The following is a 12971-nucleotide window of genomic DNA, read 5'->3' as shown; positions in this document are numbered from 1 at the left end:
CAGGGCGAGGAGGCGCGATGTCCCCGTATGAAGCGTTACGCGATCGATTCTTCGAGGCATCGACGCGCGAAAAGGATCACAGGGCCTTGCTGGAATCGGTCGCCAGATCCACGAGTGAGAAGCTGGCTGCATATTTGCAGGCGCCGCCCGCGCTGATATCGGTCAAGCCGACCGGAGAGCCCGGTCCGAAAAGCTACGGCTTTCGTTACGTCGTCACGTTCGACGCAGGGGATGCCGTGGTGCACAGCGCCGAGGTGCCCGTCGTGATGACACTCACGCGTCACGGCTTGCACGCGAAGGTTGCCGATGGCCATGACCAACACGTGGGCGACCCCGCGCACCCCGATTGGCATGAAGTGTTCTACGACGTACTCACCATGCTGGAGAAGGACTGTCAGGCCACGGAAAGGCAATCCCAGATCTGAATGGTCGACGGGGCCGTCGTTATCGCATGGTCAACGGGGCCAGCCGCGGTACGCTGTCCCGGCGAGGCAAACGCCGCCCAACTCCTTGACGATGCTGCGCATCGGCGCGCAGGAACCGCCGTGGCAACTTGCCACCATCACGAGCTGCCCCGGCGCCATGGGGAGTCGGCGTTCCGTCAAGCCGACGCGCAGGAACTTGCCACCGAGTCTTGCCCCGAGCAGCCAGCCCAGCATGCCGCCGAGCATGGCAACCCCCAGTGCGGCGATCGTGCTTTCGGCCGGACCAAACGATGTGCCGTACGCAACGGTGATGGCGACGCCGGCAATGGCGCCGGCGACAAATCCGCCCATTGCGGTTTCATCGCGGTAGGTAATCTGGCCCGTGTCGGTGCCGGGCAGGCTCTCGACGGGCTGCCGGTCTCGACGTACAAACCACGGACCATCCGGCTCCTGAGGGCCAGCCACGAGCGCGTGCAGCCGGGTCTGTGCCAGCTTGGCGGTGGCCACATCATTGAGGATGAAATATAGGAGCGTGCGCATGACTCGCCTCCGACTGTTGTTCCGCATATCTGTTGGGCCATCGGCGGCCGGAGAGCGGAACCCTGCTAAGGCGCGTCATGGCTCTAGTTTAGAGGTCCAGGCACGACAAATGCGAGCGTCCTTACAATACAGGCGCAGCGTCGTAGCAGTACACTCTGAATGCCGTCTCCCTCCCCCACATCGGCGCAAGGTCAACGATGAATCGCATCCGGTACCTGGTGAACCTGTCCTATGAGATCCTGGATCCCACAGCGGACTTTCTGTTGCGTATCGAAGCCGCAAGGACGGGACGCCAGTCCATCGTTTCCGAGCACCTCGCCATCACGCCGGAGGTGCCCGCCACGCGCTACACAGATCCAGTCCTGTGCAACCGCATGCTGCGGATTCGGGCGAACAAGGGCCATCTGGCCATCCGCTATGAGTGTGTGGTGGACATCGATCATCGACTCGACGATGGCGAATCGATACGGCAGGTCCCGGTCGCCGAACTGCCCTTTGAGGTGCTGCCCTTCCTGACGCCGAGCCGCTATTGCGAATCAGACCGCCTGATGGAGTTCGCGATGCGTGAGTTTGGCGGCATGCGCCCCGGCTACCCGCGCGTGTACGCGATCCGGGAATGGGCGCGCAACCATATCCGTTTTCTCTCGCACTCCACCAGTGAACGGACGTCGGCGACCGATACGATCGTGGAGCGAACCGGCGTGTGCCGGGATTTCGCCCACCTGATGATCGCCATTTGCCGCGCGCTGAGTATGCCGGCCCGCATTTCCAGCAGCCTGGACTATGGTGCGGACCCGGCAATGGGCCCGCCGGATTTCCACGCAGTAGTTGAGGTGTACCTGTCGGGCGGCTGGTATCTGCTCGATCCCTCAGGGGTATCGATTCCGACCGGCCTGCTGCGTATTGGCACCGGCCGGGATGCCGCCGATGTTCCTTTTGCGGCGATATTCGGGAAGGTGCAGTCGGAGCGGCCCTATATCGAAATCGAGGCACTGACCKATCCGGCTGCCGGCATTGGCATGCCGCTCGCCACGCCCCGCGCCATCTCGACCTGGTAACCAGCCTTCAGCGCTGGCCGCCTTTCATGCCCTCGGTTTCCATGGCGGCGTTCCATTCCTCGTACGCCTCGATCGGTTCCATGGCGTCGTCGACGAACGCTGCCGCGCGTTCCGCCGCGGCGACACGCTCCAGTTGCGTATCGCCGGCGTCGCTATCTTCCGCCGTGGGCGGCAGCAGCATGTCTTCCAGCATTCCCCGCAACTCCACGGTGTCCCATGGCCGGCCGAGCCGGGCCTTCCTGTTCAGGTAGTGACGAACTTCCGATTCCTGCTCGGCGGTCAGTGGCAGCCCCTGGAATGTCGAGCTAAAGTCCTGATGGATCATGATGCGCCTCCCTCATCGGTCGGCTTCCGCCGATTTACTTCCGCTTGCCGACGCCGTCGTTGCCGATCCGAGAATGCACCGTTCCGATCGGGCTTGCCGGCACGGCCGGCTTCTTGGGCTGTTTGGGTTTTTTTGCTTCGCGATTGCCGCGTAGTTGGCTCTTGGCCATGAGATGCTCCCGGTGCATTGATTGCCGATTGGCAGTACCAGCATACGCTCTTACTGTGCGCTTCAGGGATATATCGGGGGAAGCCGCCCGACGGACTTAAACCGGCGAATATCGCCGTGCAGGACGCCTTGCGATATTGCCGGCGCCGACGGGCTTCAGTTCGCCCTCCCATGGCAACACGTCGAGATCGAGCACATGGTCGCCGTCGGCCGCCTTGTTGTAGAGCTGGTCGCGCAGGACCTGGCCAATGGCGATGCGGCATAGCTGTTCGCAGGTCTCACCCGTCGCGGGCTGGAGGTCGCTGTCTGGGCTGCGCACCGAAAAGGAGCGCCTTCCGGTGCCAACGAAGCTTGTAAATTGCACGCCCGCCGGGTGGTTGCCATCCCGGAAACTGACCGCCACATGGTAGGCCAGGCGCTCGACATCGGCGTTTAATGTGCAGAGGAAGCTGAATGGCAGAGTGGCACCTTGCATACTGGAATCGCCCCCTTGATTGAGAAGGTATCGGAATTTGCGACTACCTATCGACTCTACTCCTTCCCTCCCACTCGCGGCGGGTGTATTTCTCCGTAGGGAAAAACCCGCCACAAATAAAAAAAGCTCCGCATCTGCGGAGCTTTTCTACGACTGTTGCCAGTCGAGTCAGTTCAGGAGGGCTGAATCTTCGTCGCGGTCGGACCCTTGGGGCCATTGCCTTCGACGTAATTCACCTTCTGTCCTTCTTGCAGCGACTTGAAGCCATCGCCCTGGATCTCGGAGAAATGCGCGAAAAGATCATTTCCACCTGCTTCCGGCGTGATGAAACCAAAGCCCTTGGCGTCGTTAAACCACTTTACCGTACCTGTTGCCATGTCAATTCCTAAAAAATTCTCGCACGACGAAAATACCGGCGAGGCACGATACTCAAGGAAGAAACAAGGAAGGTGGCGATTCGCCAATGAACTCTGAGGTCTGCTTGATGATCCTGCAAGGACTCTTATACAGGTCATGCCGGGGCAGGTCAACCTAACTTACGAATGAATCGATGGCCGGGAGACCGATGACGTCCATTCCGAGGCGTGCCAGGGGAAAAGCCAGCCATCGGCCACCCCTGACGCGCGCTTCGCTATCCCGGCAGGCCTAGGAACACTGGCTCAAGACGCTGGACGCCGCGGCGTCGTTGCCGCGGAAATACAGCGTTGAGCCTGTGCCGGTCGGAGCGGGCCTGACCATAGCGGCCGTTCCGGCGGGCGGGGTCTGGCCGGGGACAAAGACATCGAATGCCGTATCGTTGGCGTACACGTACTGGATCATKGCCGGCTGTCCGCCCGGTTGCGTCCATTTCGATCCGATGCACTGCGCGGCCGCCTTGGGCGCCATCTGGCTCTGGCCTACCTTGCTGGCATTGGCCGGCGGCGGCGGGGGAAGGGGCGCGGGCGGCGGTGGGCTGGCGCATCCGGCGGCTGCKAGCAACACAACGAGCAGGGAGTATTTCATGTTGTTGGCTCCATAGGACGTTCGCTTACTCCACCAAGATATTCAACCGTGGAAAACGCCGGTATTGGACCATGGACCACCCTGCCGCCCGCAAAGGCAGCGGGCGCCATTTCGTCGAGACACTGATCCCATTACAATGCGGCGTTTAGCCGCCACCATGGCAGCGGCTGCCGCGCGCCAGCGGCGAAGGCCGCATGCATTGAATACGAGATCCATGAATCACAGCGACACCGTCCCTTCGGAGGCCGAGTCCTCCCCCATCCATGAACCCAGGCTTTGGCGAGACAAGGGCTGGACCGCGCGGGTCATCAAGAACGAGGATGGTGACGGCTGGGCCGTCGAGATGATCCGGGATGGCAGTTCCGAGCCCGCGCTGGTCGGCCCCTGGACCATGGGCCGAAACAAGGTCGATCCGAAGCCGCTCGATGCGACAGCGCATCAGACCCTGGTGAAGACCGCTTCGGAAGTCATCCGTCGACACGAACAGCAGTTGCACGCGCAACTGAACAAGCAGGTGACCGTGGAAGTCGGCTCGGACGCGGTAACGATCCAGCTTGTCATCACGCCGGACGAGTACGAGCCATTCGGCACCCTCACGGCAGTCGGGCAGTTCGGGGACGTGCTCGCTACCGTCAAAGTGCGACCAGATTTCCGCTTGACGCGGGAAAGCGGCGCGCAGTGGGCCGCCGGGGGATTCGGCAAGATCCGGTGAAACCCTGCCGGGGTTACCCGCCGGGCGTCCGGCGGGGGTAGCTGCCCACCTCAGGCGTCAGCGATCCAGGAACGCCAGCACAGCCTGATTGAACCCCTCCACCTGTTGCAGGTTCGAGAGATGCGCGGCGTACAGTTCCACGTACCTGGCGCCCGGAATGTTCTCCGCCAGATACCGACCATCGGCGGGCGGGGTCGGGATATCGCCGGTGCCGGCAATGACCAGCGTGGGCGTGGTGATGCGCTGCACGTCGTTGCGCAGATCCGAATCGCGCACGGCCAGGCAGTTCGCCGCGTAGCCGCGGGCGTCGGTGGCACCCAACATCGTCCGCAACGTCTGCACGAGATCCGCCTGCTGCGCCGCGAAGTCCGGCGTGAGCCATTTGTCGACTACGGCGGCGGCAATCGACGCCACACCGTCACGCTCCACGGCGGCGGCACGGTTGGTCCAGTTCTCGGGCGGCCCGATATAGGCCGCCGTATTGCACAGGATCAGCTTGTCAAGGCGGTCAGCGTGGTGGACGCCCAGCCACATGCCCGTGATGCCGCCCATCGACAGCCCGCAGAAATGCACGCGTTGCAGGCCCAGATGGTCGAGCAGCGCGATGACGTCGCCGCCCAGTTGCGCGATGCTGTACGGTCCCTCGGTAACGGACGACTGCCCGTGGCCGCGCGTGTCGTAGCGCAGCACCCGGAAACGCTGCGTCAGCGCAGCGATCTGCGGCTGCCACATATCGAGGCTGGTACCCAGGGAGTTCGACAGCACCAGCACGGGCAGGCTCTCATCGCCATCGAACCGGTAATGGAGCTTGACGCCCGCAAGGTCAGCAAAAGGCATGGCGGTCTCCGGGGCTCAGTTCTGGGCGATGGCAGAGGCGTGCTGCGCCAGCGCGGTCACCTTCATTTCCATGTACGGATACAACGGCAGGCCAGTCAGCAGCGTGTGCAGTTCGTCGGCATCCTTGACGTCAAAGATGCTCACGTTCGCGTAGAGGCCAGCCACGCGCCACAGGTGGCGCCACTTGCCGTCGCGTTGCAGTTGCTGGGAGTACGCCTTCTCTTCCGCCTTGATCTTGTCGGCGACAACCGGGTCGAGCGTTTGGGGAATACGAACAGTCATTTCGACCATGAACAGCATGGTGGGCTCCTAGTGAAGAGAGAGGAATCAGGTAGTGGCAACGGGCGTCACGGGCGACCCCATCGCGCCGGGCAGCCGCAGCGGCGGCGCCGACAGGAAGAACCGATGGCGACCCTCGGCGCGCAGCCAGGCGGCCAGGTCGCGCAGGTACCAGAGTTCGCCGAGCGGCAGGCCGAGCTTGAACAGGCAGTGATGATGCAGCGGCAGCATCGGCACGGGGCCCTGCTCCGCCGGCACGGGCCGCGCCGGATAGCGCTCGACGGCGTAATTGTCGGCCGCGATCGCGGCAATGCCGGAATCGGTGATCCACTGCAGCAGCTTGTCGTCGCGCCCGTCCAGCGCGCAGCAGCTCTGATGCAACAGTTCGGCATCGGGCTCGCCAGCCATCTCGACCAGCATCTCGGCGAATCCGGTGCGAAGCACGAGGATGTCGCCACTGCCAACCTCGATGCCATCGGTGTCGATCACGCGCATCAGGTCGTCGTAGCCGACCGTCCGGCATTCGCGGCCGTAGTGTTCGGCCAGATCGACCAGCACGCCGCGCGCCTGAATGCCGTGCGCCGCGAGGGTCTCGATGCCGAGCGCGTCGGCATGGCTGTGGTCGTGCCCGCAGGGATGAGCCGCGAAGTGGTCGGCTTCAGCATAGTCAACCGGACCGACGATATCGGCATTCGGCCGGAAACCGTTGTAGTAGACGCGTTCGGCCACCCCATCGCCATCGGCATCGAACAGCGCGCCCACGTGGGCCAGTGAATCCCACTGCGTGGAGTACTGCATGGATAGCAGCACCTGGTCGTCGCTGAGCACGTCCAGCGCGCGCGGATCGACCTTGGCCAGCGGGAAGTTCACGTAGGCCACGTCGTCACGGAAAGTGGGACGCAGCACGGGCGGATGCCGGCGCGGGTTCAGCACATTCCCGCCGGGGAGGTCCAGCGGCAGGGACAGGCAGAACGTCCGGCCGCTTTGAATCTCCTGCGCGGCGGCACGCACGCGCGCCGCCGTGATCAGGTTCAGGCGGCCGAGCTGGTCGTCCTCACCGAAGTCGCCCCAGTTGGCGCCTTCGGGCCGTTGCTTCCATCGCTTCATACCTACGCCTTCGTTCAGATATGACGGACACCGTCCAGATAGGCCTTGCGCCACCGCACGATCTTTACCTCGGCGAACAGCGCGGCCTTGTGGAACGGATCGGCTTCGATAAAGGCCTGCGCAGCCTCGCGCGTCTCCACGTCGACGATATACAGGCCACCACCGCCATCGCTGCCGTCATCGTTGAGCTTGGCGCCGCAGGCCAGCAGCAGCGCCTTGTTGGCTTCCAGATACTCCAGGTGCACGGGCCGGTTGGCCTGCCGCACATGCTGGTGATTCGGCTTGTCGAACGTCTCGATCAGGAACGGCATGCGATTCTCTCCGCGTTGGTTGTCAGTACATCGGTCAGTACATCGGTCAGTGCGTCAGCATGCCCCAGGCCAGCAGCGCCACGATATAGATGGCACCCACCCAGAACATCATGATCACGGTATAGCCCATCACGTCCTTGAGCTTGAGCTTCGACAGCGCCAGCGCCGGCAGGATCCAGAACGGCTGCACGAGGTCGTTCCAGGCGTTGCCCAGCATCACCGACATCGAGGTCTGCGCCACCGAGCTGCCGATGGCCTTCGCCGCGTCGATCATGAATGGCCCCTGAATCACCCAGTGGCCACCACCCGACGGCGCGAAGAAGTTGATCACGAACGAACTCACCAGGCCCCAGAACGGCAGCGTCTGCGGCGTGGCGATATCCACGAACACGCGCGAAATGGTATCCACCAGCCCCGAGCCCGCCATGATCGCCATGATGCCGGCATAGAACGGATATTGCAGGATGATGCCTGAAATCGTCTTGATGCCCTCGTTCAGCTTGGCGACGTAGTTGGCCGGCGTGCCCAGCAGCAGCACCCCGATGAACAGGATCAGGAAGTTGATCAGGTTCAGGTCCAGCGTGCCGCCCTGTGTGAAGTACAGCACCGCGTAGGCCATGCCGCACAGGCCGATGACCAGGCTCAGCAGGCGGCTGTTGTTCATGCGCGCGGCCAGCGTGTTCTCGATGCCCATGCTGTGGCCACCGGCGGCGCCGGCGCGGCCCTCCTCCGCATCGTCCTTGATCTCGACCACATCCTTGGCATCGCGCGGATGCAGCATCGCGTTGAGCAGCGGCAGCGTGACGATCACGGCCAGGCTCGTGAGCAGCATCGGCAGGGAGAAGATCGTGTCCTTGAGCGCCACCACGCCCATGAGCTTTTCCATGGGATGGCCCGGCGTGGAGATCAGCACGGGAATGCTGGCGGACAAGCCCAGGCCGTACATCGTGAAGCCGCTATAGGCCGACGCGATGATCAGCGGGTAGTGCACCCCCTTCACCTTGAGCGCCAGCTTGCGGGCGATGATGCCACCGATCACGAGGCCGAAGCCCCAGTTCAGGTAGCTACCGATACCGCCGACCAGCGTCGCCACGATGATGGCCCCGCGCGGCGTATGCACGCGCGCGACGATGCTGTTCAGGAAACGATCGACCAGCGGCGCGGTGGCCAGCACATAGCCCATGGCCAGGATCACGGCCATCTGCGTGGTGAACGAGAGCAGGTTCCAGAACCCCTTGCCCCAGTTCAGGATGATCGTGTTGGCGGCCTGTCCCTCGACCAGCATCGCCATCACCATGGAGAGCAGCGTCAGGCCAATCGCAAACACGAAGGGGTCCGGCAAATACCGGCGCATCAGTTCTGTAAAGAACCCGGCAACCTTGTTCAAGGCAAGTCTCCTGAAATCCGAAATGACCACATATCKAACTTGCGTTCTATATGCGAACGTCTAGTTAGCTTGGATCGGAGGGTAAGACTTTGTCTTTGGCAATGTCAACGCAATAAATTGCTCGATTACCCGCCCACAACACAACAATTCGATATTGCACCGCAGCAGATCCGCGCGCCAATTCACAGGTCGTTGCGCCCTGTGCGCAGGGGCTTCGCATATTGCAATGCACCAATGGTCTTTCACGGCTGAAAGGTTCATGGCCGGTATCCGCACAGAACGGTGGCGCCAGCAGACAAGCCATCTCGTGGTGTATCGTTGGCGGCCATAGCGCCCCGGCGTCCGGGAGCGCAGCCCGCATCACGGAGACCGTCTTGGCTACTGCTTCTGCGCCGATTCCCCACAGCATTTTTGAAGTCTCGGGCGATGCCGTCGTCCCTACCGAACTGTCGCGCGGCCCCTGGCATCCCGGCGCCCAGCACGGCGGCGCACCGGGCGGGTTGCTGGCCTCGATGGCGGACCGCGCCATGGCGCAGGAGCCGGGTTGGTCGATGGTTCGCCTCACGCTCGAATTCGTGCGGCCGGTTCCCGTGGCACCGTTGCGCGCGGTGGTCGAACCGCAACCGGGCGGGTCGGTGCGGCGCGTGCGGCTGGCGCTGTCGCACGAGGGCGTACCGGTCGTCTACGGCACGGCGGTCTATATCCGCGAGCGTGCGCTCGACCTCCAGTCGTCCCCCCAGTCTCCGTCCCTCCCCCCGCCCGATGCGTGCCACACGCCCATCCTCATCCCGGGCATGCAGCCGCAGACCTCGTTCCACTACACCGCCATGGAGAGCCGCGTGGCGACCGGCACGGTCACGGCCCCCGGCCCTGCCGCCGTATGGTTCCGCCTGGCGGTGCCGCTGGTGGCCGACTGGCCAGTCACGCCAGCAGCCCGCGCGGTAGCTGCAGCGGACTTCGGCAATGGCATCAGCTGGGCCGTGCCGCTGGATCGCTTCGCGTTCGCGAATGCCGACCTGACGATGTACCTGCACCGGCTGCCACGCGGGGAATGGGTCGCGGCCGACTCGACGACCACGGTGCAGGAGAGCGGCATCGGCCTGACCCGCACGACGCTGCATGACGAGCACGGCGTCATCGGTGTCGCGCAGCAGGGACTGATCTTCAAGCCGCGCGACGCGCGCTAGTCGCGCCCGGCTCCGCCCCACCCTATCGGGTTTTCCCCGTTGACATGACCTGCCCGGCGACATACATTGGCCGGGCAGATCTAGATAAGAGACCATCTGTAAGATGGTCTCTTAGCGCGTGCAGTTTGCTGCGGCCTCTTACAGAACCAAAAAAAGGAGACCGCCGTGCAAACCTCTGCCATCAAGCTTCGTGGCATCGATGATGTCATCGCCTTCATAGATTCCTGTCCTGGCATACGTGGCCGCGCCGGCGTGGTGTGGTGGCTTGCCCTCGGCGGACTCTTCCTTGACGCTTTCTCCAATTCCGCACTGAGCGCCGGCCTTGGGCCGATGACGCGCAATTTGCAGCTCGCCCCGGCGCAGGTGGCGCTGCTGACCTCGTTCGCCTCATGGGTCGCCATCGTCTTCAACCCGTTGGGCGGCTGGATGGCCGACCGCTGGGGCCGCGTGCGCCCGCTGATCCTGGCCAAGGTGCTGGCCGTGGTGGGCGCGCTGCTGGTGGTGTTCGCGCCCGGCTTCGATGTAATCCTGGTCGGCCGGTTCTTCGTCGGCGCGGCGTACGGCATCGACTTCGCCATCGCCATGGCCGTGCTGGCCGAATTCACGCCGGTCAAGCTCAAGAGCCGCCTCAATACCTGGCAAGGCATGTGGTACACGGCGGTCTGCTCCAACCTGCTGCTGGCGCTGCTGTTCCATTCCTGGAATGTGGGCGATACGATCTGGCGCTATTCGGTGGCCGCCACCGCCATCTTCGGCGTCCTCATCCTGGTGCTGCAACTGCTGTTCCTGGTCGAAAGCCCGATCTGGCTGGCCCGCAAGGAACGGCTGGACGCCGCCGCGCGCGATGACGCGCATCTATGGCCGCGCCTTCATGGCTGCCGCGCCGTCCGAGCGCATTCCCGTGACCAACCAGGCCCGTCGCGGCCTGGCCAACGTGCTGCTGATCTTCCGTGGCGTCTACCTGCCTCGCACCATCCTCGCCTCCACGGTGCAGATCGGCCAGTCGATCCAGTACTTTGCGATTGGCTGGTACCTGCCGCTGATCAGCGCCGCGCTGTTCGGCAAGGACTTCGTCTACGCCACCATCGGCGCGCTCGTGTTCAATGTCTGCGGCATCTTCGGCGGCTTCCTGTCGCCGCTGATCGGCCGCAAGCTCGGCCTGCGCCGTGCCTCGGCGTTCGGCTTCGCCGCCGTCTTCGTGATGCTGCTGGTGCTCGGCCTGTTCAACGGCAAGATGCCGATGTGGGTCGCCGTGGTCGTGCCGTCGCTGTTCATCCTGTTCCACTCGGGCGGCCCCGGCGCGAACGGCAAGAGCCTGTCCTCGCTGTCTTTCCGCAGCGAACTGCGCGCGGGCGCCAACGGCATCATCGGCGCACTCGGCTCCATCGGCGCCGCGCTGGGCCTGCTGGTGTTCCCCCTGTTCCGCGCCCAGTACGGGCTGGAAACCACCTTCCTGATCCTCTCCGTGGTGCCCCTCATCGCCAGCATCATCTGCTTCACGATCCGCTGGGACCCCACGCGTACCACCATCAACCCCGACAACGAAGCCGATGCCCCGCAGTTCGCACGCGATGCGCGCGAGGGGGCCGGCTTCCTGCAACCCGTGATCGAGAAATCGCAGTCATGACCCAGAACAGGAACGTCATCCTCGCCATCGACGAGGGCACGTCCGGCACCCGCGCCGCCGTGGTGGCCGCCGATGGCCACGTCTCATGCCTGGAATACACCACGCTGCAAGTGGATTCGCCGCGCCCCGGCGTGGTCGAGCAGGACCCCAATGTTCTGCTGGAGAAGACGCTGGCGGTGTGCCGGGCCACGCTGGCGCAGGCTGCGCGCGATCACCTCAACGTGGTGGCGCTCGCCATCGCCACGCAGCGCGCCACGGCCGTGCTGTGGGACACGCAGACCGGCCGCGCGCTGGTGCCGGCCATGGTCTGGCAGGACACGCGCTACGCCCCGGACCTGCACGAACTGGCGGCCACGTGGGACCCGCGCCTGCGTCCTGTCGTCGGCCGGCCTGCCGGCGTGCGTTCGCCCTACCTCTGGGCGGCGCGGCACCTGCGCGAGACGCCTGCCGTGGCCGAGGCATGGGCCGCGCGCCGGCTGGCCTTCGGCACGGTGGATAGCTGGCTGCTCTGGCACCTCTCCACCGAGCGCGCCTGCGTGACCACGCCGACGAACGCCACCTCGTGCAGCGCCTACATGCTCGGCGAGCACCGCTACCTCACGGACTGGACCGATGCGCTCGGCTTCCCCCGCGAGCTGCTGCCCGAACTGCGGCAGGACGCCGATGACTTCGGCCGCACGCGCGCCGACCTGATCGGTATCGACGTGCCCATCCTCGCCTGTGCCGGCGACCAGCTTGCCGGCGCCATCGGGCTGGGCTGCCTCGATGCGGGGCAGTCGATGTGCCTGCACGGCACCGGCAGCTTCGTGGACCTGATGGTCGGCCCCGCCCTGCCGGCGCGCAGCGGCGAATCGGACAGCACGCTGACGATGACCGCGCGCCGCCATCGGGGCGTCTCCCACTACTCGGTGGAGACCTTCGTGGCCACCACCGGCTCCGCGCTGAATTGGGTCTGCAACCAGCTGCACTGGTTCGAAGACGCCCGGCAGATCAGCGCGCTGGCGGCCACGGTGCCCTCGTCGGGCGGCGTCACGTTCATCCCAGCCCTGACCGGCCTGCGCGTGCCGCAGATGCAGCCCGAGGCCCGCGCCGCACTGAACGGCGTGTCGATGGCCACCACGCAGGCCGAGATCGCCCACGCCATCCTCGCCGGCATCGCCCATTCCGTGGCGTCCTGCATCGAGGCCAACCGCGACATCGCCGGCGTGCCCGTCTCCAGCCTCGTGGTGGGCGGCGGCCTCTCCGGCAGCGACGCGCTGCTCCAGATGCAGGCCGACCTCACCGGCCTGCCGATCCATCGCATGCAGGAGACGGACCGCGCCAGCCTGCGCGGCATCGCCTTCCTGGCCGGCGCGTCGGGCCTGCTGTGGGACTCCCTGCAGCAAGCCCGCACCACCACCGCGCCGGACGCCGTGTTCACCCCGGCCATCGGCGATGACGAGCGCGCCGCGCGGCGCGCGCTCTGGCACGCCCGCGTGGCGTCCGAACTCAATCACGTGGACGCGTTTGCGTCGCATTAATCAGGAGAAGC

At 64.7% G+C, this 12971-nt stretch carries 16 protein-coding genes and 1 pseudogene; 6 read left to right on the top strand and 11 right to left on the bottom strand.

Annotation, left to right across the window (positions count from 1 at the left end):
* The first annotated feature begins 17 nt into the window (after window positions 1-17).
* Window positions 18-425, top strand: coding sequence for a hypothetical protein (locus AC1EJR_RS18840; RefSeq protein WP_441593488.1), 408 nt, complete (start codon window positions 18-20; stop codon window positions 423-425).
* Window positions 426-455: 30 nt separating this feature from the next.
* Here AC1EJR_RS18840 and AC1EJR_RS18835 read toward each other — a convergent pair whose 3' ends face one another.
* Window positions 456-965: a hypothetical protein gene (locus tag AC1EJR_RS18835; RefSeq protein ID WP_092299591.1), complete on the bottom strand. Its 510-nt coding sequence runs from the start codon at window positions 963-965 to the stop codon at window positions 456-458.
* Between the two features lie 197 nt (window positions 966-1162).
* On the opposite strand from AC1EJR_RS18835, the gene AC1EJR_RS18830 reads away from it, so the two are divergent.
* Window positions 1163-2023 (top strand): transglutaminase-like domain-containing protein, encoded by an 861-nt coding sequence (locus AC1EJR_RS18830; RefSeq protein WP_477147386.1) that lies wholly within the window; start codon window positions 1163-1165, stop codon window positions 2021-2023.
* 7 nt (window positions 2024-2030) lie between these two features.
* On the opposite strand, the gene AC1EJR_RS18825 is transcribed toward AC1EJR_RS18830, so the two are convergent.
* The 5 genes from AC1EJR_RS18825 to AC1EJR_RS18805 all read right to left on the bottom strand — a co-directional run bounded on the left by AC1EJR_RS18825 (window position 2031) and on the right by AC1EJR_RS18805 (window position 3993).
* On the bottom strand, window positions 2031-2348 hold the full coding sequence (locus tag AC1EJR_RS18825; RefSeq protein WP_441593489.1) for a hypothetical protein: 318 nt from the start codon (window positions 2346-2348) through the stop codon (window positions 2031-2033).
* A gap of 34 nt (window positions 2349-2382) precedes the next feature.
* Window positions 2383-2517, bottom strand: a complete 135-nt coding sequence (locus AC1EJR_RS18820) for a hypothetical protein (protein ID WP_255370945.1) — start codon at window positions 2515-2517, stop codon at window positions 2383-2385.
* Between the two features lie 96 nt (window positions 2518-2613).
* The gene (locus AC1EJR_RS18815; RefSeq protein WP_092299583.1) at window positions 2614-2991 is read right to left on the bottom strand and encodes a hypothetical protein; all 378 of its coding nucleotides are present in this window, start codon (window positions 2989-2991) and stop codon (window positions 2614-2616) included.
* Window positions 2992-3164: 173 nt separating this feature from the next.
* Window positions 3165-3368, bottom strand: a complete 204-nt coding sequence (locus tag AC1EJR_RS18810) for a cold-shock protein (RefSeq protein ID WP_092299580.1) — start codon at window positions 3366-3368, stop codon at window positions 3165-3167.
* 268 nt (window positions 3369-3636) lie between these two features.
* Window positions 3637-3993: a hypothetical protein gene (locus AC1EJR_RS18805; protein WP_092299577.1), complete on the bottom strand. Its 357-nt coding sequence runs from the start codon at window positions 3991-3993 to the stop codon at window positions 3637-3639.
* 214 nt (window positions 3994-4207) lie between these two features.
* Here AC1EJR_RS18805 and AC1EJR_RS18800 point away from each other — a divergent pair, with 214 nt between their 5' ends.
* Window positions 4208-4705, top strand: a complete 498-nt coding sequence (locus AC1EJR_RS18800; protein WP_092299574.1) for a hypothetical protein — start codon at window positions 4208-4210, stop codon at window positions 4703-4705.
* 57 nt (window positions 4706-4762) lie between these two features.
* On the opposite strand, the gene pcaD is transcribed toward AC1EJR_RS18800, so the two are convergent.
* The 5 genes from pcaD to AC1EJR_RS18775 are packed head-to-tail and all read right to left on the bottom strand — an operon-like array spanning window position 4763 to window position 8626.
* Complete coding sequence (gene pcaD / locus AC1EJR_RS18795) at window positions 4763-5542, bottom strand: 3-oxoadipate enol-lactonase (RefSeq protein WP_092299571.1); 780 nt, start codon at window positions 5540-5542, stop codon at window positions 4763-4765.
* A gap of 15 nt (window positions 5543-5557) precedes the next feature.
* Window positions 5558-5842: a muconolactone Delta-isomerase gene (gene catC / locus AC1EJR_RS18790; protein WP_092299568.1), complete on the bottom strand. Its 285-nt coding sequence runs from the start codon at window positions 5840-5842 to the stop codon at window positions 5558-5560.
* A gap of 27 nt (window positions 5843-5869) precedes the next feature.
* Window positions 5870-6928, bottom strand: a complete 1059-nt coding sequence (locus AC1EJR_RS18785; protein WP_092299565.1) for a cyclase family protein — start codon at window positions 6926-6928, stop codon at window positions 5870-5872.
* Between the two features lie 14 nt (window positions 6929-6942).
* The gene (locus AC1EJR_RS18780; protein ID WP_092299562.1) at window positions 6943-7239 is read right to left on the bottom strand and encodes a YciI family protein; all 297 of its coding nucleotides are present in this window, start codon (window positions 7237-7239) and stop codon (window positions 6943-6945) included.
* A 46-nt stretch (window positions 7240-7285) separates the two neighbouring features.
* Window positions 7286-8626, bottom strand: a complete 1341-nt coding sequence (locus AC1EJR_RS18775; RefSeq protein WP_477113543.1) for a short-chain fatty acid transporter — start codon at window positions 8624-8626, stop codon at window positions 7286-7288.
* 374 nt (window positions 8627-9000) lie between these two features.
* Here AC1EJR_RS18775 and AC1EJR_RS18770 point away from each other — a divergent pair, with 374 nt between their 5' ends.
* The 3 genes and pseudogenes from AC1EJR_RS18770 to AC1EJR_RS18760 all read left to right on the top strand — a co-directional run bounded on the left by AC1EJR_RS18770 (window position 9001) and on the right by AC1EJR_RS18760 (window position 12960).
* Complete coding sequence (locus AC1EJR_RS18770; RefSeq protein WP_177219996.1) at window positions 9001-9813, top strand: thioesterase family protein; 813 nt, start codon at window positions 9001-9003, stop codon at window positions 9811-9813.
* Window positions 9814-9978: 165 nt separating this feature from the next.
* Window positions 9979-11440, top strand: a pseudogene (locus AC1EJR_RS18765) (MFS transporter).
* On the top strand, window positions 11437-12960 hold the full coding sequence (locus tag AC1EJR_RS18760) for an FGGY family carbohydrate kinase (RefSeq protein ID WP_477147385.1): 1524 nt from the start codon (window positions 11437-11439) through the stop codon (window positions 12958-12960). The pseudogene AC1EJR_RS18765 and the gene AC1EJR_RS18760 overlap by 4 nt, the downstream one beginning before the upstream one ends.
* Window positions 12961-12971 lie beyond the last annotated feature (11 nt).

It is taken from the genome of Cupriavidus sp. 05T42 (genome assembly GCF_056396345.1).
This window is presented reverse-complemented; position numbering and strand designations above follow the sequence as displayed.